This is a genomic window from Amycolatopsis acidicola (assembly GCF_007713735.2).
Classification (GTDB): domain Bacteria; phylum Actinomycetota; class Actinomycetes; order Mycobacteriales; family Pseudonocardiaceae; genus Amycolatopsis_E; species Amycolatopsis_E acidicola.
The window spans coordinates 36,048-60,810 of sequence record NZ_VMNW02000051.1; the positions used below are offsets into that span (position 1 = coordinate 36,048).

Consider the following 24,763-nt stretch of genomic DNA (forward strand, 5'->3'; position numbering starts at 1 on the left):
TTCGCTCCTTTCTCAGACAGCGGGTTCGAGTACGGCGTCGATGCTCGACGCGCCGCTGTCCGGGACCTTCGGCTGCCGCCAGCCCTCCACCGGGAACGCCACCGTGACCAGCGAGCAGAACAGCCACAGCAGGTGCTTGTCCTGCTCGCCGATGTCGTCCATCGACACGGTCTTGAGGTACTCGGTGCCGGACTCCAGCAGCGGGAACGCCGCGTCGTAGAAGGCCTGCAGCTCCTCCATCGTGCTGCCGAACCGCTTGGCGTAGCGGGCTCGTTCACCGTGGATAGCCCAATCCGCGAAGGGTTCGAGCGCCGCGAACCGCGCGGGGAAGACGCCGGTCATTTCGCCTCCGGGTTCTGCCGGCCTGCCTGGTAGTCACGCACGTACTGCTGCGCGGTGTTGTGCAGGTGGCGCAGCAGGACTTCCTGGTCGTTGAGCGGGAACTCCGTGACGGCACGGGATTCCAGCATGGTCTGGGTGGCTTCGAGGGTGTTGCCGTCCTGCAGCCCGTACTCCTTGAACGACACCACCGCGCGTTCCTGCTGCAGCCGCTCGTAGGCGTTCTTCGGCGGCACGAAATACGCGGTGCCCTCGAAGATGTGCGTGTTGTAGGAGGTGGGCCAGTAGTGGTAGGTCAGCACCCAGTTCTGCTTCCAGATCAGCAGCATGAAGTTCGGGAAGAAGACGAACGAGTCCATCCCCCAGTGCTTGTGCCTGCCGGGGTTCACCGCCGGCGGCAGCTCCTCGGTGCGCAGCCCGATGTCGGGGCCCTCCCACGGGCCGAACAGCCCGCTGCGCAGCACGCGCTCGACGGGCTTGACCATCGTCATCTCCTTCGGCGGCGCGGAACCGCCCCACGAGGAGACCATGCTGTGCGGGCCGTCGACGTCGTAATGCAGCGCCTCGTAGCCGAACTTCTGGATCTTGCGCGCCTCCTCGGGCTCGTACTGGCCCTGGTGCAGGATCGGCGCGTGGTAGAACTCGGCGAAGGCGTCGATGAACAGCTTCCAGTTGCTGCCGATCTCCGCGCGGTACTTGTGCACCTGGGTGAGCTTGCCGAACGGGTAGCCCTCGATGCCCTTGGCGAAATTGCCGAGATACTCCCGTAACGGCGTGGTGTTCCCGGGGTCGAGGTTGACGAAGATGAACCCCTCCCACACCTCCGCCTGCACGCCGACGAGCCCGAACCGGTCCTTGTCGAGGTCGAAGAACTCGCCCTCCTGCTGGACGAAGGTGAGCTTGCCGGTCAGGTCGTAGCGCCAGGCGTGGTACTTGCAGGTGAACTGGCGGCAGACCCCGCTGACCTCCTCGCGCGGGAAGTCGTTCCACACCAGCTTGTTCCCGCGGTGCCGGCACACGTTGTGGAAGGCGCGCACCTCGTCGTCGGTGCCGCGGACCACGATCACCGACGTGCGGGCCGCGTCCAGCTCCTTGGTGAAGTAGCTGCCCTTGCGCGGCAGCTGCTCGAGCCGGCCCACGTTCAGCCAGGTGCGGCGGAAGATGGCGTCGCGCTCCAGCTCGTAGAACTCCGGCGAGATCGAGTCCGCGTACGAACGGGGACCGGTGTCGATCCCGAAATGCTCCGTCCAGCTGCCCTCGGCGGGCTTGGTGAAGTGTGCCATGTGGTCAGGTCCTCCGGTATCGGCGACACCGCGACGATAGCAACGATCTCCAAAAATGAGAAGCTCATTTCCGCCGGATTCTTCCGGTGTGATCGGCGTTCTCACCTGCCGGGAGCCGTACCGGAGGCCGACGCGCCGGGGCTTGTCCCGCGCACCGGCGGAGCACCCGCTAAACTGCGGTTATGGTGTTTTCGTGGCACAGAGGACGGATCCGGTGACCAGCCCCGGAGAAGAGCCCGCCTGGCGGCAGCGTGCCGTGGAGCGCTCCATCAAGTCGGCCAAGGTCCGCGCCGAGAAACGCGTGCAGCGGTTCCTCGACGCCGCGCAGGTCATCATCGGTGAAAAGGGCAGCACGGATTTCACGGTGCAGGAGGTCGTCGACCGCTCACGGCAGTCACTGCGCGGCTTCTACCAGCACTTCAGCGGGAAACACGAGCTGTTGCTGGCGCTGTTCGAGGACGCGCTGACGCGCACCACCGACCAGATCAGGGCGGCCGCCGCGGGCCACGACGAGCCGCTGGACAAGCTGAAAACGGCCGTGCAGCTGCTGTTCGAGCTCTGCCGGCCGGACCCGGCCGCGCAGCGCCCGCTGTTCACCGACTTCGCGCCGCAGCTGCTGGTCTCGCACCCGAACGAGGTCAAGGTGGCGCACGCGCCGCTGGTCGAGCTGTTCACCGAGCTGCTCACCGAGGCCGCCGACGCGAAGAAACTGCGCACCGACGTCAAACCGCGCCGGATGGCGGCGCTGGTGATGCAGACGGTCATGTTCAACGCGCAGTCCAGCGGCGGCGGGGACGAGGACACGGCGCACCCGCTGACCACCGAGGAGATCTGGGAGTTCTGCGCGCACGGTTTCGCCCGACGCTGAGAACGTTATTCTCATAGCGGTAGAGTTCGATTACACTCGGGTGCATGCCCGACCTGTGGACGGACCTGCTCGGCTGCCTCGACCTCGAAGCCCCCGCTGACGCGGGCGCCAACGGCCACGCGGTGCTGCGCGGGCGGAACCAGGAGCTGAGCTACCACCGGATCTTCGGCGGCCAGCTGCTCGCGCAGTTCCTCCGCGCGGCCTGCCTGACCTGCCCGGACAAGGCCGTGAAGTCGGTGCACACGCTGTTCGCCAAGGAAGGCAATGCGGACGAGCCGGTGTGCTATGAGGTGACCAAACACCACGAAGGCCGCTCGTTCGCCGGGCTCTCGATCATCGCCCGCCAGGCCCACGGCGTCGCGGCCACGGCGTCGGTTTCGATGCACGCCCCCGAAGCGGGTTTGGACCGGCAGACGGCGCCGGTGCTTCCGTCGCTGCCCAAGGACGAGCACCGGATCGAGCTCGGGCTGATCCCGTGGGAAACCCGCACCACCACCGATCTCGACGCCCGCGAATCCGGCTGGCCCGAGTTCGATCTGTGGATGCGCACGCCGGCCGTGGACCCGGGCCTGGCGCCCGCGCTGGTCGCGTACGCCACGGATCTCAGCCTGATCGGCACCGCGCTGCGTCCCGTGGAAGGCGTGAGCCAGCGCGACGCGGGCAAGGCGTTCACCTCGGCCGTCACGTCGCACACGGTGTGGTTCCACCGGCCCTTCCGCACCGACGGCTGGCTGCTTTTGCGCCAGCACAGTCCGGTGGTCGCGCACGGCCGGTGTTTCGGCCGCGGCGACGTGCTCACCGAAGACGCTTCGCTCGTCGCCTCCTACGCGCAGGAGGCGCTGCTCCGTTTCCCAGGCTGAGTTTTCCCGCTGACACGACGAGGTGTGCGATGGAAACCGTTCCCCGGCGGGTGGTCCAGTGGGCCACCGGCACCATCGGCACGCGGGCGCTGCGCGCGGTGATCGAGCATTCGGCGCTGGAGCTCGCCGGGGTCTACGTGCACAGCCCGGAGAAGGCCGGGCGCGACGCGGGTGAGCTGTGCGGCCTGGGGCCCACCGGCGTCACGGCGACGAACGACGCCGGCGAGGTCCTGGCGCTCGGCGCCGATTGCGTGCTGTACATGCCGATCGCCTGCGACCTGGACGAGGTGTGCCGGATCCTGGCGGCGGGCACGGACATCGTCACCACGCGCGGCGAGTTCCACCATCCCGCGAGCATGGATCCCGCGGCGCGGCAACGGGTCGAGGCCGCGTGCGCGCGGGGCGGGACGTCGATCCACAGTACCGGCAGCAGTCCCGGGTTCATCACCGAAGCGGTGCCCCTGGTGCTGACCTCGATCCAGCGGCGGCTGGACAGTCTCGTCATCCACGAGTACGCCGACCTGTCGCGGCGCGACTCGCCCGGCCTGCTGTTCGAGGTGATGGGCTTCGGGAAGCCGCCCGGCGCGTTCGACGAGCGGAAGCTTTCCCATGCACGGACGAGTTTCGGCCCTTCGCTGCGGCTCGTGGCCGAGGCGCTGGGCCTGCCGCTCGACGAGGTTCGGGCCAGCGGTGACGTGGCCGTCGCGAAGTCCGATGTGGACATCGCCGCCGGGACGCTGCGGGCGGGAACGGTGGCGGCACAGCAGATCACCGCGTCCGGGATCCACAAGGGACGCTCGTTGCTGGGTTTCCGCGCGACCTGGTACTGCACGACGGAACTGGAGCAGGACTGGGACCTGCGCGCCACCGGCTGGCGGGTGACGGTGGACGGGGACGCGCCCCTCGACGTCGAGCTGCGTTTCCCGGTGCCGCTGGAGAACATGGCCGCCGTCTCGCCCGGCTACACGGCCAACCGCGCGGTGAACGCCGTCCCGTACGTCTGCGACGCGGCGCCGGGGATTCGCACGTCCCTGGATCTGCCGCAGATGGTCGCGACCCTGGGGTGATCCGCGCCGGGGCGTTGCTTCGCGCCAGGGGCCGCCGCCCCGCGCCCCGCACCACCAGCCACCGCCGGGAACGGCCAACACGCCCGCGGGGATGGCGAACACCCGCCCCGGAACGGCCAACACACCAACGGGAGCGGCCGACAAGCCGACGGGAACCGCCAGCTCGCCAGCGCCAGCGGCGAACACGCCCGCGCGAGCCGCCACCGCCCCGGGCGCAACGGGCACCATCAACCGGACCACCCGACACACTCGCGGCGCCAGCCAACACGCCCACCGGAACAGCCACCACTCCCGCGCCACCAGCCAACACGCCCGCGCGAGCCGCCACCGCCCCGGGCGCAACGGGCACCATCAACCGGACCACGCGGCACACCCGCGCCAGCAGCTACACCCACGCCACCAGCCAACACACCAACCAGAACCCCCCAACACACCCCCGGGAACCGCCAACACGCCAGCGCGGGCGGCCAACACGCCGGCGCGCCGGGAGTGGGAGGGCGGCGCCGCTAGGCGGGCGCACCGGTCAGGTCGGCCAGCAGGACGCGGCGCAGGAGTTTGCCCGTCTCGGTCTTGGGCAGCTCGTCCCGGAAGACCACGGCGTCCGGGGTTTTCGACGAGCGCAGGCGGGACCGTACCCAGGCGCGGATCTCCTCCGGATCGCCCTCGCCCACGACGACCGCGACGAGGCGCTGGCCCCATTCCGCGTCGGGCAGCCCGAGTACGGCCGCCTCGGTCAGGCGCGGGTGCGCCAGCAGCACGTCCTCGATCTCGGCGGGCGCGATGTTCTCGCCGCCGCGGATGATCGTGTCGTCGGCGCGGCCCTCGATGTAGAGGTAGCCGGCGTCGTCGACGCGGCCGAGGTCGCGCGTCGCGAACCAGCCGCCGTCGTCCAGGGAACTCCTGCCGCCGTACTCGCCGGAGATCTGCTCGCCGCGCACGAACACCAGCCCCGTCTCCCCCGCGCCCACCCGGCCACCGTCCTCCGCGCGGATCTCGATCTCGATCCCCGGCAGCGGCCTGCCCACCGAACCCAGCCTGTCCCGCACCACCGGATCCGCCGAGGCGAACGCCGCACGGTGGTCCTCCGGCCCCAGCACCGCGACCGTCGACGCCGTCTCCGTCAGCCCGTAGGCGTTCACGAAACCCGTGTCCGGAAACACTTCCAGCGCCCGTTCGAGCACCCGGCGCGGTGTGCGGGCACCGCCGTAGGACAGCGTGCGCAGGGTGGGCACCGACGCCGTGCCCTCACCGATCGCGGCCACGATGCGGGCGAGCATCGTCGGCACGACCATCGCGTTCGTCACGCCTTCCCGCCGTACCGTGCCCAGCCATCCGGCGGCGTCGAAGGCGGGCAGGTAGACCACCCGGCGCCCGGTGTACAAATTGGACAGCAGGTTCGTCAGGCCCGCGATGTGGTAGGGCGGAGCGGCCACCAGCGCCGCGTCCTCCTCGGCGGCCGACGCGAACTCCAAGGTGTTGAGCACGTACGCCAGCAGATGCCGATGCCGCAGCACCGCCGCCTTCGGTTCCGACGTCGTGCCGCTCGTGTAGATCAGCACGGCCACGGCGTCGGCGACCCACTCGGGCACTTCCCCTTGCGGTGCCTGGGTTTCCAGCAGCTCCCCGGGGTTCTCCACGACCAGCGCCCCCGGATGCCGTTCGCGCAGCGCCGAAAGCTGCGCCTCCCCGAGCCGGTAGTTCAACGGCACGAACGGAACCCCGGCCAGCGCCGCCCCGAACAACGCGACCGGGTACGCAAGATGGTTGGCGCCCAGGTAAAGCACGGCCGGGTAGCCCCGGAACCGCTCCGCCGCCGCGCGGGCGTGCCCGAGCAACTCACCCGCGGTCAGGGACCGCCCGCCTTCGGTGACCACGGGCTTCGAACCGGCGGCGGCCGCCATCTCCAGGATCATCGCGATGTTCATCGCGAGATCAGCTTTTCCAGGCTGGCCCGGAAGTCCTCGGTCTCGAAGGACCTCTCCTCCGCCGTGGTCGCGAAGTCCAGCGTTGCGAGCACCGCCCGTTCGAGGTGGAGGTTCAGCAGGCGTTTCGTGCTTTCCACCGCCTGACGCGGCAACCCGGCGATCCGCTTCGCACAGGCCAGCGCCTCGGCCACCGGGTCCTCGACGATGTGGTTGGCCAGCCCCATTTCCAGCGCCCGCCGCGCCGGAATGCGCGCGCCCGTCAGGGCATACTCCTTCGCGAAATGCAGGCTCGTGTGCAGCGGCCACGTGACGGGCCCTCCGTCGGCGGCGACCAGCCCGACCTGCACGTGGGGGTCGGCCAAATACGCCTGTTCGGCGAAGTACACGACATCGCTCAGCGCCACCAGGCTGCAGCCGAGCCCGACGGCGGGCCCGTTCACGGCGGCCACCAGCGGCACGCGGCAGCGCGCCATGCCCAGCACGATGTCCCGCCCGTGCGCGATCGACTTCGCCCGCAACTCGGGGTCCTGGCGCAGCTCGTCGAGATAAGCGAAATCGCCGCCCGCCGAGAACGCGCGGCCGCTGCCGGTCAGCACGGCCGCGCGGGCGTCACGGTCTTCGCTCAGCCTCGGCCACAGGTTCGCGAGCCCGGTGTGCAGCGCGTCGTCGACCGCGTTGAGGGCGTCGGGCCGGTTCAGCGTGATGATCCGGAGCGGGCCGTCGGCGCGGACGTCGATCTCTTCGGGCATGTCGTACATTCAGGCTCCCAATCCGAGGATCCGCGAGGCGATGATGTTCTTCTGGATCTGCGAGGTGCCGCCCATGACGCTCTGCGCGCGGCTGTAGAGGTACACCCCCAGCAGGCCGGGATCGCCGGTGCCACCGACGGCGAGCGCGGCGTGGCCCACCGACTGCTCCACCCACGTCATCAGCAGTTTGTCGAGCGAGCCCTCGGGCCCGTGCACCACGCCGTCGAGCTGTTCGGACAGCCGGCGCCGCACGTGCAGGCGCAGCATCTCGGCCTGCACCGCCGCCCACGCGAGCTCCTCCGGCGCGCTGCGGCCGGCCCGTTCGGTGAGCTGGCGGACGAGTTTGCCGTAGCGGGCGGAAAAGCCGAGCGTGCCGGGTTCGCGTTCGTGCCCGACGACGGTCATCGCCATCGCCCAGCCGTCGCCGGGTTCGCCGATCAGGTTCGCCGCCGGCACCCGGGCCCCGTCGAAGAGCACCTGGCCGAACTCGCGCGTGACGCCGTTCATCATCTTCAGCGGGCGCTGCTCGACGCCGGGCTGGTGCATGTCCAGCACGAACGCGGAAATCCCGCGGTGCCGCGGCGCGTCCGGGTCGGTGCGCGCCAGGAGCAGGCACCAGTCCGCGACGTCGGAGTAGCTGGTCCAGATCTTGTGCCCGTGTACGACGTACTCGCCGCCTTCGCGGGTGGCGGTGGTGGTCAGGGACGCCAGGTCCGAACCGGCGCCGGGTTCGCTGAAGCCCTGGCACCACCGTTCGGTGCCCCTGATCATGCCGGGCAGGAAGCGCTTTCTCTGCTCCTCGCTGCCGTGCCTGCCGAGCCCCTGCACGAGATAGCCGAGGCTGGGCCGGGGTGGCGCGCCCGCGATGGCGAGTTCTTCGTCCACGATCACGTCGTAGACCGGCGGCAGCTCGTACCCGCCGTACTCCTGGGGCCAGGACAGTCCGAAGAATCCCGCCGAGTACAGGGCGCGGTGCCAGTCCGGCTGCCGTTCCCAGTACTCGTCGCCCGAGGCCGGGAACTCCTTCGCGTGCTCGTCGAGCCAGGCACGCAGCCGGGTGCGGAACGCCGCCTCCCCTGGCGAGTCACGATAGTCCACTTCGGACCTCCTCCAGCCGGGCCGGGAACAGTTCGGCCGACACCAGCACCCGCCGCAGGTACACGTGAGCCAGGCACTCCCATGTGTTGCCGATACCGCCGTGCACCTGCACCGCCGTCTCGCACACCGTGCGCGCCGCGCGGGCACAGTAGATCTTGGCGACGCGGGCGGCGTGCCGGGCTTCGGGCGGAGGCAGTTCGTCGACGGCCCAGGCGGCGTGGCGCAGCACGCTGATCGAGCCTTCGATCAGGGCGAGGCCTTCGGCGAGCAGGTGCGCGACTGCTTGGTACGAACCGATGACGTGGCCGTACTGCTCACGGATCTTGGCGTAGTCGCAGGCGACCGCGTGGGCCCCGCGGGCACAGCCGACGAGGTCCGCGCAGGTCACCACCTGCGCGAGGGCACGCCAGCGTTCGGCGTCGGCGGCGGACAGCTCCCCCAGCGGTTCGAGCGGTCCGGTCAGCTCGGCGATGTGGCGGGTGAGGTCGGCGCCGGGGACGGGAGCACCGACGTCACCCGCGAGGACTTCGTTGCGGTGCAAGGTGAACGCGCGCTGGAAACCCCGGGCGTCAGGCGCTTCGTCGTCGACCGCGAGCGTGGCCGGGCCGGCGCCGAAGTGGCGGCCGAGGTCGTCGGCGAGCACCGGGCCCGCGAACGGCACGTCCACCAGCCCGCGCCCGAACTCCTCGGCGACGATCGCGACCTCCACCCCGGCAGCGCCGTCGGACCGCAGCGCCCGCCAGCCCGTGGCTTCCACGGCTTTGTCCAGCCGGGTCACGCGGTCCACATCGGACAGTTCACCGACCGAGCCCGGCCCGAGGTCGGCGGCCAGCTTCGCGGCCGCGTCCCGCAGCTGGCGCTGCTCACTGGTCAGCCGGACGTCCATACCGCTCCTTGAGGATTCTGCGCAACACCTTGCCGGAGGGCAGCCGCGGGATCTCCGGCACGAACACCACCTCGCGCGGCCGCTTGTAGGAGGCCAGCCGTTCGCCGACGAGCCCGGTGAGCTTCTCGGCCTCGATGGGCCGGGCGGCGGCCACGGCGGCGATCACCGCTTCGCCGTCCGCGGTGTCGGGCACACCGAACACGGCGCAGTCGGCCACCGCGGGATGCCCGTGCAGCACCGCTTCCACCTCGGCCGGGGCGACCTGGAACCCGCGCACCTTGATCATTTCCTTGGACCGGTCGGTCAGGTGCAGCCAGCCCCCGGCATCGAGGTCGCCGACGTCCCCGGTGCGGTACCACCCGTCGTCGAAGGCCTCGGCGTTCGCCTCCGCCGGGAGGTAGCCCGCCATCAGGGACTCCGCGCGAGCCTGGATCTCGCCGGTTTCCCCTGGGGCGACGGGCTTTCCGGTGTCCAGCGAGACCACCCGCAGCACCACTCCCGGCACGGCCTTGCCCGCGCTGTCGAGCCTGGCGTCCTCCAGCGGATTACACGCGATCACCGGCAGCTCGCTGGCGCCGTAGGCGGGCACCCAGCGCACGCCCGTCCGCCGGGTGACCTCCTCGGCGACGCTCGCGGTGACGGGCGTGGCGCCCCACATGATGTAGCGCAGCGAGGACAGGTCGAAGGACTCGAGCTCGGGATGTGAGGCGATGGCGAGCGCGATCGGCGCCACCGCCATCTCGACGGTGATCCGGTCGGCCTCGATGGTGCGCAGCAGCCGGTCCAGGTCGAAACGGCGATGCAGGCGCATCCAGGTCCCGCACTCCAGCGCGGTCACGATGTTGAGCAGGCCGAGGATGTGCGACGGCGGGGTGACCACCTGGATCCGGTCCTGGTCGCTCAGGCCCAGCGCGTCCCGCCAATGCCGCACGGCGGCACCGAACGAACGATGGGTGTGGCGCACGGCTTTGGGCAGCCCCGTGGTGCCGGAACTGAACACCAGCACCGAATCCGTGTCGGGATCCGGCTCGGCCCACGTGGCTTCGGCCGGTTCGATCGGCTCGTCGAGCGACAGCATCGGCAGGAGCCCGGCCAGCACCGGGTTGTCGCCCACGGCGTGCTCCGTGCCGGTCACGGCGAGGGCGTGCTCGACCTCCCCGCGTTTCCAGGCCGGGCTGATCAGCACCACCGCGGCGCCGAGGCGCCAGATCGCCCGCACCGCGATCACGAACTCCGGGCGGTTGGACGACATCAGCGCCACCCGATCACCGGCGCGCACCCCGCGCGCGCCCAGGGTGCGGGCCAGTCCGGCGGCGAGCGCGTCGAGCCTGGTGAGGCTGTATTCGCTGTCCTCGAAGGTAAGGACGACCCGCTCGGTCATGATCTCAGCTCCGCCGCGAGGCCGGCGAGCATCTCGCGGGTGCGCTGCTTCGACGCGACGAGTTCGTCCCGGCTCTCGCCGATCGGCAGCAGCCGCACCGAAAGATCGGTCACCCCGGCGTCCGCGAAGCGCCGGAACCGCGCCGCGATCGCCGGCTCGTCGCCCGCCGCGCACAGATCGCCGATGTCACGGGCGTCGCCGTAGTCCAGGAGCCGCTGGTAGTTCGGGGAGATCTCGGCCTCGCCGAGGATCCGGTTGGCGCGCCGCCGCACGGAGTCCACTTCGGACGGACGGCACAGGCACACCGGGATCCCGGCCACGACGCGCGGCGCGGGCCGCCCGGCCTCGGCGGCCGCCTTGGTGATGCGCGGGACGACGTGGCCGGAGATCGCGCGCTCGTCGGCCATCCACAGCACGGTGCCATCGGCGCGCTCCCCCGCCAGCCGCAGCATCACCGGGCCGAGCGCGGCCACCAGCACGGGCAGCGGGCCGACCGGGCCGAGGTCCAGCGGGTTGTGCACGGTGAAAGTGCCGTTCTCGACGTCGACCGCGCCGGGACCGCGGAACGCCGCGTCCAGCACGTCGAGGTAGTCGCGGGTGTACGCGGCGGGCCGCTCGTACGGCAGCCCCAGCATGTCGCGCACGATCCAGTGGTGCGACGGGCCCAGCCCGAGCGTCAGCCTGCCGCCCGCCGCGGCCTGCGCGGACAGCGCCTGCCGCGCCAGCGCGACGGGATGCTGGGCCTGTAACGGGACCACCGCGGTGCCCAGCTCGATCCGCGCGGTTCTCGTGCCCATCAGCGAAACCGCCACCAGCGCGTCGAAATCGCCCGGGATCTGCGGCACCCAGGCGGTGTCGAGCCCGGCGTCCTCCGCCCAGGCCACGTCCGCGAGCATCCGCGAAACCTTGCGGGCGGAATCGCCACGCTCCGGCCCGGTCATGACCCCGATCCGCACGTTTCCTCCTCGGCTCGACGGCGATTACGCTACTTGCAGAAAACGAGAATGCCAATACCATCAATGAGAACCGACCTACGACCGCAAGGAGCGGGATGGACGCGCTGACCGGCAGTCTCGTCACGCCCGCGATGGCGGCCGCCGTGGGCACCACACTGTCCCGGCAGGTGAGCTACCCGGTGAGCGAATCCGACATCCGCCGCTGGGCCATCGCCGTCTACTGGCCCGAGCCGCCCCCGGCGCGGTTCCTCCAGAACTCAGCGGCTCCCGCGGAGTTCAACCCCTTCGCGTGGGCCGTCGCGGAGCGCGTCACCGCCACGGAAGCGCCGGACCCCAACGACCCGGACAGCACGGAGAAGCTCGCCGGGATCCCCGGCCCCGGCCTGCGCTTCCTGCTCAACGGCGGGCTTTCGGCCGAATACGGCGCGCCGATCCGCCCGGGCGACGTGATCACCTCGGTGCGCCGCCTCGGCCCGTACTCCGAACGCGAAGGCCGGCTCGGCCGGATGTTGTTCACCCGCACCGAGGACACGTGGACCAACCAGGACGGCGCGTTCGTGCGCCGCGCGGTGGCCACGATCATCCGCTACTGAAGGGACCCGGGATGACCGAGATCGCGGTCGGCACCGAGCTGCCGCCGTTCTCCCGCGCCACGGGCTTCGGGAACTGGAACCGGTTCGCCGCCGTCAACGACGAGTTCGTGCCGATCCACATGGACGACGAGGCCGCCCGCGCGGCCGGGCATCCGACGGCGATCGGGATGGGCACGCTGCAGTGGTCCTACCTGCACAACCTGCTGCGCGACTGGCTCGGCGGGCGCGGCGCGATCCTTCGCGTCGAGGGCCAGTTCCGGGGCCGCAACACCCGCGGCATGACGGTGACGGCGCGCGGGATCGTCACCGCGCTCGGGGAAGAGAACGGGACGCGCACGGCGACGCTCGACGTGTGGACCGAAGACGAGCACGGCACCCGGCTGCTCCCGGGCACCGCCGTCGTGAGCCTGGAGTAGGAGTGAAGATGACCGAAGCGGTGATCATCAGCGCGGTGCGCACCCCGGTGGGGACCGCGCGCAAGGGCACGCTCACCGAGACGCCCGCGGAGGAGCTGGCCACGCACGTCCTCACCGAAGCCGTGCGCCGGAGCGGGCTCGCGCCGGAGCGGTTCGACGACGTGATGCTGGCCGAATCCCTTTACGGCGGCGGGGATCTCGCCCGTTACGCGGCCGTCGCGGCGGGGATGACGCAGGTGCCGGGGCAGGCCGTCAACCGGCACTGCGCGGGCAGTCTCACCACGGTCGGGAACGCGGCCGCGACCATCCGGGCGGGGATGGACCGGGCCGTCGTGGCCGGGGGCGTCCAGTCGTCGTCGCTCGCGCCGCGGGGCGTGTGGCGGATCCCCGGGCGGGACGAGACCGAGACCCGCAACCCGCCCACCTTCCCGCAGAGCGCGGAGGTGAACGACGACGTCTCGCTGACCGTCGGCTGGAACGTCGCGCGGAAGTACGGGATCAGCCGGGAGCGGATGGACGCCTGGGCCGTGCGCTCGCACGCCCGCGCCATCGCCGCGATCGACGCCGGGACGTTCGACGACGAGATCACCCCGGTGAAGGTGACCCGCCGGGATGGCACCGTCACCGAGTTCGCCGTCGACGAGCACCCGCGCCGCGACACGTCGCTGGAGAAGGTCTCGAAGCTCAAGCCGCTGCACCCGGAGATCGAGGGTTTCTCCATCACCGCGGGGAATGCCTGTGGCGCCAACGACGGCGCGGCCGCGCTGGCGCTCACCTCCGGCGAACTCGCCGCCGAGGCCGGACTGTCCGCTTTGGGCACCGTGAAGGCGTGGGCGGCGGCGGGCGTCGACCCGCGCTACACCGGCGTCGGGGCGATCGACTCGATCACGAAAGTACTCGGCCGCGCCGGGCTGTCCGTGCCGGACGTGCACCTGTGGGAGATCAACGAGGCGTTCGCGTCGGTTCCCGTGGCCGCGTGCCAGGAGTTGGGCATCGACGAGGAACTGGTGAACGTGCACGGCAGCGGGTGCAGCCTCGGCCACGCCGTCGCCGCCACGGGCGCCCGGATGCTGACCACGCTGACGCACGAACTGCGCCGCCGCGGCGGCGGAATCGGCGTGGCGGCGATGTGCGCCGGCGGCGGTCAGGGGGGCGCGGTCGTCATCGAGGTCGGCTGATCCATTGTGGACTTCTCAGCGCCGTCCGCAGAGCACCTCCAGGTCCTCCGCGCAGGCGTAGTACTGGAAGCCCGCCATGGTGGCCCGGCCTTCCCGGGTGAACAGGTAGTCCTTGAAGGCGGCGGGCAGTGACTCCGGTTCCGGCCAGCCCCGGCTGTAGAGGTACTCGACCGTCCAGAACGGGTAGCCCGCGCGGATGTCGTCCAGCGTCGCGGCGCGGCCGTCCAGGCTGATCTGCTTCACGTTGGCCGCCTGCTCGACGTCGGACACGTCCGCGTAGCCGATCGCGTCGTCCTGGCTGGCGATCTGGTCGGTCAGGTTCGCGGTGGAGCCCTGCTCGCACACGATCGGCAGGTTCGGGGCGACACCGGCGTTCCGCTCACGGCAGGAGTCCGAAGTGGACTGCGCCTGCTTCCGCGGTACGCCGGGCGCACTCAGTACGTACTGTTCGAGTGCCTGCCGCGTGCCCGAGGACGTCGTCCGGCCCACGACGCGGATTTCCCCGGCGTCACGCGGATTCCCGGTGATATCGCTCCAGGTGCGGGCGGTGCCGGTGAAGATGCGCCGCGCGTCTTCGAGGGACAGGTCGTTCACCGGGACGTTGGCGCTCGCGACGAACGTGAACGGAACGATGGCCAGGGGCTGCGGCACCAGCTGGGCGAACTGCGGGTCGTCGAACCGGCCGTCCGACAGCGCGAGCTGCCCGCCGCGGTTGTCGTTGTCGGCGAGCCGCCGGAGGCCCTCCAGGCTGCCCGGCGTGCGCACCTTCACCGAAGCTTGCGGGCAATAGGCGTGGTACGAGCCGGCCAGTTCCGTGGCCGCCCGGCCGAACGCGCTCGACCCTTCCACGGCGATCTCACCGGGTACGCACACCACGCCCTCCGGAAGCTTGGTGAAGGGCGTGACGTTGTTGAGCAGCAACACAACCGCGAGTACGCCGGCGCAGACCGCGGTCAGCCCGCCCCACAGCAAAGTGGCCGGCCGGATCTTCTCGCGGCCCTCGGTGGTGGTGATGGCGCCTTCGCGGAGCGCGCCCTCCACGGTGACCTCGTGCTGTTCGCCGGGCCGCGTGCCGGAGAGCACGACGACGAGCTTGTACGAGTCCTCCTCGCCGAGCCTGAGCATCGGCAGCTTCACGCGCTCCGGCTCGATCGTGAAGTCGGGCATCTTGGTGACGACCCGTTGCAGTTCGACGGGCTCGGACTCGGTGGCGTCGACGGAAACGACCGTGCGGCCCGGAAAATGCAGTGCAAGCGGCGACACGTAGTCGTCCGGCTCGATCTCCACGCCCCCGGCGTTCTTGATGCGCACCACCACGAACCCGGGGTCGGCCACCGCGGCGTGCTCGCCCTCGAGCCGCAGCGCCTCCCCTTTGTCCACGTCGAACGGGGTGTCGATGCGCACGCGGCAGGACAGGATCCGCCTGCGGCGGGAACGCACGTTGCTGGCCACGGTGGCCACGGCCGCCAGCGCCGTGACGATCGAGGTGCCGGTGGTGCCGACCGGGCTGATCGCGGCCTCCGCGACCCACTGCCGTTGCGTGATTCCCAGGACTACCACCACGATCGCGAGCACCGCGAGCCCGGCGACCAGGAGCCGCCGGTGCCTGCGGCGGCGTCGCACGGGGGCCGCGCGGTGGACGACCGTGTCGGGCACGCGCCGCGCGCCCGCCGCCGTCGAGGGATCGGCCTCCTTGGCGAGGCTGATCCGGCGCGCGGCGACCGTCACCTTCTCGTCGATCCCGGCGCCGTCCTCCTCCGGGTACGCCGCCCGGTAAAGGGCCCTCGTCAGCTGCGTTTTCTCGTCATCGGACGGCATCGGCGGCGGCTCCTCCCGTCGGGGCTCCCTGGGCGGCGGCGCATTCCGGGCACCGGCCGGACATCTCGTCCAGCACGTAGGAGGCCTCCAGCACGGCCTCCCACATGACCTGCCGGGGCCCCTTGCTGCGGTCGGGTTCGCCGGCGTGCAGGAACTTCTCGACGATGATCTCCCAGTGATCCTGGGCCAGCCGCCAGTCGAGTTCGTGGCGCAGCGCGAACCGGAGCGCGAACAGCTGCGGGATTTCGAAGCCGTGCTTGCGATACTGAAGGCGGCTCAGCAGCGGGATGTGCGTGATGCGCCGGGTGTCCGCGCCGCCGCGCATCCGGCGGATGTTGCGGTTGTCGGACACTTCGCTGACCACGTACCCGGCCACGGCGCCCGCGAAGCCGGTGACGACGAGCCAACCGGAGAGCGACAGGGGAAGCGCGAGCGCCGGGACGCCGGTGCTCCACGGCGAGTCGATCTGCACGCTCACGTCATAGGCTTCGCGGCCGCCGATCACGAGCGCGTTCGCGAGGAACAGGGCGGCGAAACCGGCGAGGATGTAGTAGCCGCGCACGCGCAGCCAGTACTGGATGCCGTGGTAGCGGCCGAGTCCGCGCCGGCGGCGGCGGAACAGGGCCCGCAGGGATTCGCGTGGCGGCGGGTCGATGTCGTCCGGCTCGGCCACGTCGTCCGGTCTCGTCACGTGCCGCGCCGACCCCTCACCCCCGGCAAGCTACCGGAAGTCACAGGTCTTTTCGAAGCCCGCCGGGGAAAGTGGACCGGCCCGGCGCCGGGAATTCACCGCACGGCAAGCCGTAGTTTCCCCGTTTAGGCGGCCTGGCACACTTTCGCCGTGCGCGGCGGCCCCGAATCACCCGGTTACCGGGTCACGGCACCGAAAACACCCCGCCACCCGCCCATGCAGCCACCGAGTCCCATGCACCCGAAGTCACGCCGGTGGATGCGCCTCCAACCACGCCTTCGCCCGGCGAGCCGACGCGCGCGAGAGCCACGCGTCCTGAACGACTTCCGCCAGTTCCGCACGGCTCAGCTCACCGAGCCGGCAGGCGCGCACCAGCACCGAGGGATGCCCGTCGAAATGCGGGGTCGTGAAGAAGGGCGAGCCCTCGTCCTGGACCAGGGCCAGTTTGTCCGCCTCGGAGCCGACCCAGAACACGATCACGTCCGGGTACCGCTCCCCCGTCTCCGGGTCGACCGCGTCCGGCCGCGGGGTGCGGAAGAACACGAACGACTTCCCACCCACCTGGTACACCGGATTCTCCGCGGAGCCGCGCACGATCGTCACATGCGGCATCGCCAGCGCGAGTTCATGCACATCCTCGACCCGGGCGGGCCGCTCCGCTGCGTCCGGCACGAACCCAGCGTAATCCGGGAAGTCAACCGGCGCGCTGCCCACCCGGCGCCCCACCGCGCAAGGCGAGCAGGTCGAAAGTGCGCGGCGCCGTCACCGCGCCCGCGCAGGAGGCCGGGCGCACCTTGCCCAGCGGACGGGGGCGGACGTCGACCGTGCACGGGGAACCATCGGCCAGCGACAGCCGCACGCGGACCGCGCCGTCGTCGCCGAGAACCTCGTCGCCCACCGGGATCACATCGTCCACTCCGGACAGTCCGAACCGGACTCGTGTGAAGTGTTCGGCCGCCTGGACCGGGACGCGAAGCCCGGCCCGGCCGCGCAGAAACCCGGTGAGCACGCGGCCATCCCGCACAGCCGCCGCGAACTCCGCGGCGTCGGCGGCGGTGAGCCCACCGTGGAAACGCCCGTCCGGCACCGTCACGACATTCGCGGCATACCGGTGCCCGCCGACGTGCGTCGCCTCCCAGACCAGCCCCGGCAGCCGCTCGTCGAGCCGTTCCGCGAGCGGCCTGCCGAGCCGCGCGCAGCACACGTCCCGGCGGCCATGCGTGCACACCAGCACCACCTTCCCGGCGCCGCGCGTACCGAACCCCGGCGGCCTGCCGGCCGCGAGCGCCTCCAGGTCGAGCCCGGCCAGCTCACGGAGATCGCCGATCACCGCGCGCTCCAGCCACCCGCCGGCCGGACCCGCCGCGAACACCGTCACCGGCGAGGAACGCCGGCGCCGCACCGGGCGGATGCACAACGTGCGCAGCCCGGCTTCGCCCGCGGCCGCCCAGAAATCGGGCGGCACGCCATGAGGCGGCCCCACCGGCGGCCACGGCCCCGGGTGCTCCACCAGCAACCACCCCGACGCCCGCTCGGGCGCCGTCGCGAACACCGGCTCCCGGCCCGCGAACCGGACCGCCGCGCACTCGCGCCGGACCCTCATCCGGCCACCGTGCCGAAGGTCTTGGTCTCCAGGAACTCCTCCAGCCCGGCGACCCCCTTCTCCCGCCCGATCCCGGACTGCTTGTACCCGCCGAACGGCGTGTCGGCGAAGAAGTAGTTGCCGCCGTTGATGCTGAACGTGCCGGTGCGGATCCGCCGCGCCAGCGCCAGCGCCCGCTCCTCGTCACCCTGGATGGCGCCGGAAAGCCCGTACACGGAGTTGTTGGCGATGCGGACGGCGTCGTCCTCGTCTTCGTACGGGATCATCGCCAGCACCGGCCCGAAGACCTCCTCCTGCGCCAGTTCGCTGTCCGGGTCCACCCCGGCCAGCAGCGTCGGGGTGTAGAAGAACCCGGGATCCACCCGCTCCCCGCCGGTCACGAGCTTCGCCCCGGCGTCGACGGCGCGGCGGACCATACCGTCCACTTTGTCCCGTTGCCGTGCACTGATCAGCGGCCCCATATAGGTTTTCGGATCGGAGGGATCGCCGTAGGGCACCTTGCCCAGGTATTTCGCGACCAGCCCGGCCAATTCGTCGTGCCGGGACTTCGGCACGAGGATCCGCGAGTTGAGCGCGCACCCCTGCCCGGCGTGGAGGCAGATACCGAAGGCGGCGTACATCGCGGCGCCCTTGGGGTCGGCGTCATCGAGTACGATCAACGCCGATTTCCCGCCCAGCTCCAGGAAAACCCGCTTCACCGTGGCGCTGGCGGCCGCGAGAATGCGGCGCCCGGTGGCCGTGGACCCGGTGAAGCTGACCACGTCGACGGCCGGATGGGTGGTGAGCACCTCGCCCACGGCGACGTCGGCCGAGGTCACGACGTTGACCACCCCGGCGGGGATGTCCGTGTGCGCGGCGATCAGCTCCCCCAGCGCGACCGCGACCAGCGGCGTGTCCGGCGCGCCCTTGAGCACCACCGTGCATCCGGCCGCGAGCGCGGGCGCGAGTTTCGCCAGCGCGAGCTGGACCGGGAAGTTGTACGGGATGATCGCGGCCACCACCCCGGCGGCTTCCTTCTCCACCCACCGCTTGTGCCGCTGCCCCGCGTAGTCCACTTCGCCGAGATCCTCGGACATCGGATACTTCCCGAGCAGCTCGCCGTAGTAGCGCACCAGCTCGATCGGTTCGTCGAGCTGCGCGCCGTGCGTCAGCTGCCGCGGGGAGCCCGTCTCGGCGATCGTCAGCTCCCGCAGTTGCTCCAGGTTTCCGGTCAGCGCCTGGTAAAGCTGGTCCAGGCAGCGGACGCGCAACTCGGTGTCGGTCGCCCAGCCGGAGCCGTCGAACGCCCGGCGCGCGGCGGTGATCGCCGCTTCGGCCTCCACCGGCGTCGCGTCCGGGGCCTCGCCCACCACCTCGCCGGTGGCCGGGTTCACCGAAGCGAACGTCCGCCCGGTGGGCACCAGGTCGCCGCCGATGAGCAGGCGGCCGCCGGTCCCGAGCGGCACCGGGTCTTCGTGCATCGTCTCTCCTCCTCGGGGCGCGGGCTCTTCCATCACCGAGAACCCTAGACGAGAATGTTATTTCCCAAAAGTGAGATGCACGCTCTATTGTGGGTGCATGGCTGCTCGGCTCACCGGCAAGGTCGCGGTCGTCACCGGGGCCGGCTCCGGCATCGGCAAGGCCGCCGCGGTGCTGTTCGCCCGCGAGGGCGCGAAAGTCGTCTGCGCGGACATCAGCGGCCGCGAGAAGGAGACCGCCGCCGAGATCGGCGACGCCGTCGCCGTGCACACCGACGTCTCCGATTCCGCCGACGTGGCGGACATGATCGCCGCGGCCGTCGGCGAGTTCGGCAGGCTCGACGTCCTGGTCAACAACGCCGGGTTCGGCGGGCCGCGCGGGCCGGTGACCGAACTGGACGAGGACACCTTCGACTCGCTGATCGCGGTCAACCTCAAGGGCGTCTTCCTCGGCCTCAAGCACGGCATCCCGGCGATGCTCGAAACCGGCGGCGGTTCGGTGATCAACACCGCCTCGGCCTCGGCGCTGGTCGGCTGGAAAGGGCTGGCCGGCTACGCCGCGGCGAAGGGCGGGGTGGTGCAGCTGACCAAGTCCGCCGCCCTCGACTTCGCGAAGAAAGGCGTGCGGGTCAACGCCCTCTGCCCGGGGATGACGTGGACCGGGCTGGCCGGCGGCGGCACCGGCGAGCCGCCGCCCCCGGACCTGATCCCGCCACAGCCGATGGCCCGCTGGGGCCTGCCCGGCGAACTGGCCGCCGCCGCGTTGTTCCTGGCCAGCGACGAAAGCTCGTTCGTCACCGGGACCGCGATCCCGGTCGACGGCGGCTACGTCGCCCGCTGACACCCGAGGTGACGATGCGCTTCCTCTTCCATTACCCCGAACTGCCCGGCCCGGACGGCGACGTCACCGACGCCGGGCCGGTCCCCGGGATCGCCGCGGCGGCCGAACGCGCCGGGTTCGACGGGTTCTCGCTCAGCGAGCATCCGGTTCCGGGCGCGCGCTGGCTTCGTTCCGGCGGTCACCAGACGCTGGATCCGTTCGTGGCGCTCGGTTTCGCGGCCGCCGTGACGACGCGGCTCCGGCTGCTGACCTACCTGGCGGTCGCCCCGTACCGGAACCCGCTGCTGCTGGCGAAATCGGCGTCCACTTTGGACAAGCTCTCCGGCGGGCGGCTCATCCTGGGCCTGGGCACCGGCTACCAGAAGAGCGAGTTCTACGCGCTCGGCGTGGACATGGCCGAGCGCAACGCCCTGTTCGACGAGACGCTGGACGTCCTTCCCCTGCACTGGAAGGGAGAGCCGTTCAGTTACGAGGGAAGGCATTTCAGCGCCCGTGACGTCATGGCGCGGCCGCGCCCGGTGCAGGACCCGATCCCGGTGTGGATCGGCGGGAACTCGAAGCTGAGCCGGCGCCGCGCCGCCGAGCGGGCGCAGGGCTGGATGCCGATGTCCGGCGGCGCCCAGCTGAGCACCACCGCCCGTACCCCTTCACTCGGTTCGCTGGACGACCTCGCGCGCACCATCACCGGGCTACGGGAGGAGGCGGGCCGGCAGCTCGACGTGCTCTACTCCTATCAGGGCGAAGGCCTCCACTCCCCCGCGCTGGAACCCGACCGGCACCGCGAAGCGCTGGCAGAGATCGAAAAGGCCGGCGCGACGTGGGTCGTCGTGTCCAGCGGGACGCGTTCGGCTTCGGCCACGCTCGAGTTCCTCGACGCGTTCGGCTCGACGTACCTGTCATGAACTGGTTCGCGGAACGCGCCGGGCTCGAAGGCACCGTCGCCGTGTTCACCGGGGGCGCGGGCGGGCTCGGCCGGGCGATCTCGAAGGACTTCGCCGCCAACGGGGTGCGGGTCGCGGTCCTGGACCTCGACCAGGCCGCCGTGGACGCACTCGGCGGCGAACTCGGTGACGCGCTCGTCCGCCAGGGCGATGCCAGGGATCCCGGTGTCCTGCAAGCGTTCTTCGACGAAACCGGCGAACGCTGGGGCAGGCTCGACACGCTGGTCAACATCGTCGGCGGCACCTTCCGCGCCGCCTTCACCGACACGAACCCCAAGGGCTGGGACACCTTGCTGCGCACCAACCTCCTGCACGTCCTGCACGCGTGCTCGCTGGCCGTCCCGAGGATGCGGGGTGGCGGCAGCATCATCAACATCACCACGATCGAAGCGCACCGCGCGGCACCGGGTTTCGCCGTGTACTCCGCGGCCAAGGCCGCCGTCGAGCAGTTCGCGCGCTCGCTGGCGGTGGAGGTGGCCCGTGACGGGATCCGGGTCAACAACATCGCCCCGGACTACGTGCCGACCCCCGCCATGACCCGGTTCGGCCGCCCGGCCGCCGAACCCGCCGCGGTGCGCGCGACGATCCCGATGGGCCGCGCGGGCGTGCCCGCCGATGTCTCGGGCTGCGCCGTGTTCCTTGCCTCGGCGCTGTCGGGTTTCCTCACCGGCACGACGCTGCATCCCGACGGCGGCACGTTCGCCTCCTCCGGCTGGACGAACTGGCCCGGCTCCGGCTGGTCCACCCAGCCACCCGCGGGCCTGCTCAACGGCCGGTGAGCGCGGCGACCACCGGCGCGAACCGCTCCAGCTGCGCCTGCTGCACCGTCACGTAGTTCACGCCGAACGTCTCGCGCCGGGCCTGCACCTGGTCCACGATCGCGGCGACGGACCCGATCAGCACGTTCGGATGCTCCCGCACCACGTCCGGCGAGACGCCCATCAGCGACGCCACCCGCTCGAGCGCGGCATCCGGTTCGTCCGTCACCTCGGTGAAGAAGGGCGAGCTTTCGATGTCCAGCCCGGCGAACCTATCCCCCGCCGCGTCACGCACGAAACCCAGGCGCCGCAACGCTTCGCGCGCGGCGTCGGCGGTGAACGGGACATTGGAGATACTCACGATGTCGGCCTCGCGGGCGGCCAGTGAAAGCACCCGCCGCCGGGCGCCGCCGATCATGACCGGCGGATGCGGGCGCTGCACCGGCAGCGGCAGCCCGGCGTACCCGGTGACGTTCACGCACTCGCCCTTGCGCGCCAGTTCCTCGCCCGAGCAGTGCGCCTTCACCAGCGCCACCACCTCTTCGAGCTTGGTGACCCGGCGGGCGGCCGGCGCGAATTCCAGCCCGATCGCCCGGTACTCCGGCTCGCTCCACCCCGCGCCGACGCCGAATTCCAGGCGCCCGTCCGACAGCAGGTCGAGCGTGGCAATTTCCTTCGCCAGCACCGCCGGCACGTGGTAGTCCACGCAGAACACCCGGCAGCCGATCCGCAGCGTGGTGGTGACCGCGGCCGCCGCGGCCAGCGCGGCGATCGGCGCGAGGTGCTGCGGGGGCTGCCTCGCGGCGCGGCTCGCCGGGCCACGGCCCAGGTAGTGGTCGGCCGCGAACAACGTGCCGTACCCGAGATTCTCGGCCTGGCGGGCGAACTCCCGCCACCGCGCGGCGGACGCCGCCTTGGTGGCCTGGACCCCGAACCGGAACGGCCGCTTGCCCGTCACCTCTTGAGAATATCATCTCCCTTCGAGAGAATGGCATTCTCACGGCGAAGGGGCACGGATGGTCAAGCGCACCAGGTTCAGCGAGTACGCGAACGCCTACGCGAACTACAAGTTCGAGCTGACCGAGGACGGCATCCTGTTCATGCAGTGCCACACCGAGGGCGGCAGCCTCGTCTGGGATTGGAAGTCGCACGACGACATGGCCGACGCCTTCGCCGACGTGGCCGGGGACCGCGAGATCAAGGTGCTGATCCACACCGGCACCGGCGAGAACTACAACGCGGACTGGGGTCTGCTGCCCAACGGCGAACCGCCCGAGGAGCCGGTGTACCAGGCGATGCCCGGCGAGCGCGGGCTGTGGAAACTGGACGAAAAGGCCTGGTACAACCGGAACCTGCAGTTCAACGTGCTCGACGTGGACGTGCCGATGATCAGCGCGGTGAACGGGCCGTGCAACATCCACTCCGAGATCCCGCTGATGGGCGACATCGTGCTCGCCTCGGAGGACGCGTACTTCCAGGACGTGTCCCATTTCCCCCGCGGCCAGGTGCCCGGCGACGGGCAGCACATCATCTGGAGCTTCCTGTGCGGGCACAACCGCGGCCGCTACCTGTTGCTGACCGGCAAGAAACTCGGCGCGCACGAAGCGAAGGAATGGGGCGCGGTGGCCGAAGTGCTGCCCAAGGACAAACTGCTCGACCGTGCCTGGGAAATCGCGCACGAACTGGCCAAGCGCCCGCCGCTGGTCCTGCGCTACACCCGCCAGCTGTTCACCCAGGAACTCAAACGTGCCTTCCTCAACGAGGCCTGCCACGGTGTCGCCCGCGAAACCTATGCGCAGCGCCAGTTCTTCCCGTTCGGCGGCGGCATGGAACCCCTGGACCGCGCCTGGGACGCCCAACCGTGGGCCCGATGAACCCTCCGACCGAAAGGCCGACCATGACAGGCATCCCAGACCGGGTCGCGATGGGGCTGCGCGCGGCGCTGGTCACCGGGGGCGGCTCCGGGATCGGGCGGGCGATCTCGCACCGGCTGGCCGAAGACGGGTTCGCCGTCGCCGTGCTCGATCTCAACTCCGAAGCGGCGCAACAGGTCGCGGAGGAGATCCGGACGAAGGGGCACGAAGCGCTGCCCGTCGGCGGAGTGAACGTATCGGACCGCGCGCAGGTCGCCGACGCGGTGGGCCGCGTCCGCGAAGCGCTGGGACCGGTGCTGGTCCTGGTGAACAACGCGGGAATGACCGGGTACAAGAGGTTCCTCAACATCAAGCCCGAACTGTGGGAGCGGATGCTCGCGGTCAACCTCACCGGCCCGTTCTCCTGCACCCAGGAGGTCGTGCCGGACATGGTCGCGGCGGGCTGGGGCCGGATCGTGAACATCTCCTCCTCCAGCGCGCAGTCCGGGCAGCAGTACATGACCCACTACGTGGCCTCCAAGGCCGGGCTGATCGGGTTCACCAAGGCGCTGGCACTCGAACTGGGGCCCGAGGGCATCACGGTCAACACCATCCCGCCGGGGTTCGTGGACACCCCGATGCTGCGCGAGTCCGAGGAACGCGGGCTGCTCGGCGGGACGGTGGACCACCACGCCGGCCTCACCCCGGTGCGCCGGCCCGGGCGGCCCGGGGACATCGCCGCGGCGTGCTCGTTCCTGGTCTCGGACGAGGCCGGATACGTGACGGGGCAGGTGATCGGCGTGAACGGCGGGCGCAACACCTGAGTTCTTGCACGAGCGATCAGAACGACGTTAATCTTTCGCGAGAATAGCGTTATCACACAGATTCGGGAGCCACGGTGCACGACTTCGACAAGGACTTCTTCCGGGATGACGCGTTCGTCGCCGATCCCTACCCCTATTACGAAGCGTTGCGCGCGCGATGCCCCGTGCACCGCGAGGACCACCACGACGTGCTCATGGTGACCGGCTACGACGAGGCCGTCGAGGTCTTCGGCGACGCGGACCGGTTTTCCTCGTGCATAGCCGTGACCGGCCCGTTCCCGGGGTTCCCGGTGCCGCTCGAGGGCGACGACGTGAGCGGCCTGATCGAGGAGCACCGCGACAAGCTCCCCATGAGCGACCAGCTGCCCACCCTCGACC

Annotated in this window: 25 protein-coding genes and 1 pseudogene; 12 read left to right on the forward strand and 14 right to left on the reverse strand. The window is 70.9% G+C overall.

Going from position 1 to position 24,763, the window contains the following annotated elements; genetic code table 11:
- Positions 1-12 precede the first annotated feature (12 nt).
- On the reverse strand, positions 13-342 hold the full coding sequence (locus FPZ12_RS28225) for a hypothetical protein (protein ID WP_144751576.1): 330 nt from the start codon (positions 340-342) through the stop codon (positions 13-15).
- Positions 339-1,622 (reverse strand): aromatic ring-hydroxylating oxygenase subunit alpha, encoded by a 1,284-nt coding sequence (locus FPZ12_RS28230; RefSeq protein ID WP_144751579.1) that lies wholly within the window; start codon positions 1,620-1,622, stop codon positions 339-341. Before FPZ12_RS28230 ends, FPZ12_RS28225 begins: the two co-directional genes overlap by 4 nt.
- Positions 1,623-1,815: 193 nt before the next feature.
- On the opposite strand from FPZ12_RS28230, the gene FPZ12_RS28235 reads away from it, so the two are divergent.
- The 3 genes from FPZ12_RS28235 to FPZ12_RS28245 are packed head-to-tail and all read left to right on the forward strand — an operon-like array spanning position 1,816 to position 4,417.
- Positions 1,816-2,490 (forward strand): TetR/AcrR family transcriptional regulator, encoded by a 675-nt coding sequence (locus tag FPZ12_RS28235; RefSeq protein WP_208026044.1) that lies wholly within the window; start codon positions 1,816-1,818, stop codon positions 2,488-2,490.
- Between the two features lie 44 nt (positions 2,491-2,534).
- Positions 2,535-3,350 carry an acyl-CoA thioesterase gene (locus FPZ12_RS28240; protein ID WP_144751582.1) on the forward strand — a complete coding sequence of 272 codons (816 nt, stop codon included), beginning with the start codon at positions 2,535-2,537 and terminating at the stop codon, positions 3,348-3,350.
- 29 nt (positions 3,351-3,379) lie between these two features.
- Positions 3,380-4,417 (forward strand): NAD(P)H-dependent amine dehydrogenase family protein, encoded by a 1,038-nt coding sequence (locus tag FPZ12_RS28245; RefSeq protein WP_144751585.1) that lies wholly within the window; start codon positions 3,380-3,382, stop codon positions 4,415-4,417.
- Positions 4,418-4,923: 506 nt separating this feature from the next.
- Here FPZ12_RS28245 and FPZ12_RS28250 read toward each other — a convergent pair.
- From FPZ12_RS28250 to FPZ12_RS28275, 6 genes are read right to left on the reverse strand one after another with little or no spacing between them, the layout of a single operon-like run.
- The gene (locus FPZ12_RS28250; RefSeq protein WP_150980532.1) at positions 4,924-6,342 is read right to left on the reverse strand and encodes a class I adenylate-forming enzyme family protein; all 1,419 of its coding nucleotides are present in this window, start codon (positions 6,340-6,342) and stop codon (positions 4,924-4,926) included.
- Positions 6,339-7,100: an enoyl-CoA hydratase/isomerase family protein gene (locus tag FPZ12_RS28255; protein WP_144757980.1), complete on the reverse strand. Its 762-nt coding sequence runs from the start codon at positions 7,098-7,100 to the stop codon at positions 6,339-6,341. The genes FPZ12_RS28250 and FPZ12_RS28255 overlap by 4 nt, the downstream gene beginning before the upstream one ends.
- Positions 7,101-8,189 carry an acyl-CoA dehydrogenase family protein gene (locus tag FPZ12_RS28260; RefSeq protein ID WP_144757981.1) on the reverse strand — a complete coding sequence of 363 codons (1,089 nt, stop codon included), beginning with the start codon at positions 8,187-8,189 and terminating at the stop codon, positions 7,101-7,103.
- Positions 8,176-9,075: an acyl-CoA dehydrogenase family protein gene (locus FPZ12_RS28265; RefSeq protein WP_144757982.1), complete on the reverse strand. Its 900-nt coding sequence runs from the start codon at positions 9,073-9,075 to the stop codon at positions 8,176-8,178. The genes FPZ12_RS28260 and FPZ12_RS28265 overlap by 14 nt, the downstream gene beginning before the upstream one ends.
- Positions 9,053-10,456, reverse strand: a complete 1,404-nt coding sequence (locus FPZ12_RS28270) for a class I adenylate-forming enzyme family protein (protein ID WP_144757983.1) — start codon at positions 10,454-10,456, stop codon at positions 9,053-9,055. The genes FPZ12_RS28265 and FPZ12_RS28270 overlap by 23 nt, the downstream gene beginning before the upstream one ends.
- The gene (locus FPZ12_RS28275; protein WP_144757984.1) at positions 10,453-11,412 is read right to left on the reverse strand and encodes an LLM class F420-dependent oxidoreductase; all 960 of its coding nucleotides are present in this window, start codon (positions 11,410-11,412) and stop codon (positions 10,453-10,455) included. Before FPZ12_RS28275 ends, FPZ12_RS28270 begins: the two co-directional genes overlap by 4 nt.
- Positions 11,413-11,507: 95 nt before the next feature.
- Here FPZ12_RS28275 and FPZ12_RS28280 point away from each other — a divergent pair, with 95 nt between their 5' ends.
- The 3 genes from FPZ12_RS28280 to FPZ12_RS28290 are packed head-to-tail and all read left to right on the forward strand — an operon-like array spanning position 11,508 to position 13,599.
- On the forward strand, positions 11,508-12,005 hold the full coding sequence (locus FPZ12_RS28280) for an FAS1-like dehydratase domain-containing protein (protein ID WP_208026045.1): 498 nt from the start codon (positions 11,508-11,510) through the stop codon (positions 12,003-12,005).
- Between the two features lie 11 nt (positions 12,006-12,016).
- The gene (locus FPZ12_RS28285; RefSeq protein WP_144757985.1) at positions 12,017-12,421 is read left to right on the forward strand and encodes a MaoC/PaaZ C-terminal domain-containing protein; all 405 of its coding nucleotides are present in this window, start codon (positions 12,017-12,019) and stop codon (positions 12,419-12,421) included.
- An 8-nt stretch (positions 12,422-12,429) separates the two neighbouring features.
- Complete coding sequence (locus tag FPZ12_RS28290) at positions 12,430-13,599, forward strand: thiolase family protein (protein ID WP_144757986.1); 1,170 nt, start codon at positions 12,430-12,432, stop codon at positions 13,597-13,599.
- A gap of 15 nt (positions 13,600-13,614) precedes the next feature.
- Here the strand turns inward: FPZ12_RS28290 and FPZ12_RS28295 are convergent, their stop codons facing one another.
- From FPZ12_RS28295 to FPZ12_RS28315, 5 genes are all read right to left on the reverse strand, one after another.
- Entirely contained in the window at positions 13,615-15,417 is a 1,803-nt protein-coding gene (locus FPZ12_RS28295; protein ID WP_144757987.1) for a PstS family phosphate ABC transporter substrate-binding protein, read from the reverse strand.
- On the reverse strand, positions 15,404-16,108 hold the full coding sequence (locus FPZ12_RS28300) for a DUF6313 family protein (protein WP_144757988.1): 705 nt from the start codon (positions 16,106-16,108) through the stop codon (positions 15,404-15,406). The genes FPZ12_RS28295 and FPZ12_RS28300 overlap by 14 nt, the downstream gene beginning before the upstream one ends.
- Positions 16,109-16,354: 246 nt before the next feature.
- Positions 16,355-16,780 carry an MmcQ/YjbR family DNA-binding protein gene (locus FPZ12_RS28305; RefSeq protein WP_243770070.1) on the reverse strand — a complete coding sequence of 142 codons (426 nt, stop codon included), beginning with the start codon at positions 16,778-16,780 and terminating at the stop codon, positions 16,355-16,357.
- A 22-nt stretch (positions 16,781-16,802) separates the two neighbouring features.
- Positions 16,803-17,711 (reverse strand): sucrase ferredoxin, encoded by a 909-nt coding sequence (locus FPZ12_RS28310; RefSeq protein ID WP_144757989.1) that lies wholly within the window; start codon positions 17,709-17,711, stop codon positions 16,803-16,805.
- Positions 17,708-19,171 carry an aldehyde dehydrogenase family protein gene (locus FPZ12_RS28315; RefSeq protein WP_208026046.1) on the reverse strand — a complete coding sequence of 488 codons (1,464 nt, stop codon included), beginning with the start codon at positions 19,169-19,171 and terminating at the stop codon, positions 17,708-17,710. The genes FPZ12_RS28310 and FPZ12_RS28315 overlap by 4 nt, the downstream gene beginning before the upstream one ends.
- A 97-nt stretch (positions 19,172-19,268) precedes the next feature.
- Here FPZ12_RS28315 and FPZ12_RS28320 point away from each other — a divergent pair, with 97 nt between their 5' ends.
- The 3 genes from FPZ12_RS28320 to FPZ12_RS28330 are packed head-to-tail and all read left to right on the forward strand — an operon-like array spanning position 19,269 to position 21,729.
- Positions 19,269-20,009, forward strand: coding sequence for an SDR family NAD(P)-dependent oxidoreductase (locus FPZ12_RS28320; RefSeq protein ID WP_144757991.1), 741 nt, complete (start codon positions 19,269-19,271; stop codon positions 20,007-20,009).
- Between the two features lie 14 nt (positions 20,010-20,023).
- On the forward strand, positions 20,024-20,911 hold the full coding sequence (locus tag FPZ12_RS28325; protein ID WP_144757992.1) for an LLM class F420-dependent oxidoreductase: 888 nt from the start codon (positions 20,024-20,026) through the stop codon (positions 20,909-20,911).
- Complete coding sequence (locus FPZ12_RS28330; RefSeq protein WP_144757993.1) at positions 20,908-21,729, forward strand: SDR family NAD(P)-dependent oxidoreductase; 822 nt, start codon at positions 20,908-20,910, stop codon at positions 21,727-21,729. The genes FPZ12_RS28325 and FPZ12_RS28330 overlap by 4 nt, the downstream gene beginning before the upstream one ends.
- On the opposite strand, the gene FPZ12_RS28335 is transcribed toward FPZ12_RS28330, so the two are convergent.
- Entirely contained in the window at positions 21,716-22,666 is a 951-nt protein-coding gene (locus FPZ12_RS28335; protein ID WP_144757994.1) for a TIGR03621 family F420-dependent LLM class oxidoreductase, read from the reverse strand. The two genes, FPZ12_RS28330 and FPZ12_RS28335, sit on opposite strands and share 14 nt — an antisense overlap.
- 58 nt (positions 22,667-22,724) lie before the next feature.
- Between FPZ12_RS28335 and FPZ12_RS28340 the strand changes: the two genes are divergently transcribed.
- The 3 genes and pseudogenes from FPZ12_RS28340 to FPZ12_RS28350 all read left to right on the forward strand — a co-directional run.
- Positions 22,725-23,582 (forward strand): enoyl-CoA hydratase/isomerase family protein, encoded by an 858-nt coding sequence (locus FPZ12_RS28340; RefSeq protein WP_144757995.1) that lies wholly within the window; start codon positions 22,725-22,727, stop codon positions 23,580-23,582.
- Between the two features lie 23 nt (positions 23,583-23,605).
- A complete protein-coding gene (locus tag FPZ12_RS28345; RefSeq protein WP_243770071.1) occupies positions 23,606-24,385 on the forward strand; it encodes an SDR family NAD(P)-dependent oxidoreductase in 780 nt (259 codons plus the stop codon).
- 74 nt (positions 24,386-24,459) lie between these two features.
- Positions 24,460-24,763, forward strand: a pseudogene (locus FPZ12_RS28350) (hypothetical protein); the annotation flags it as partial.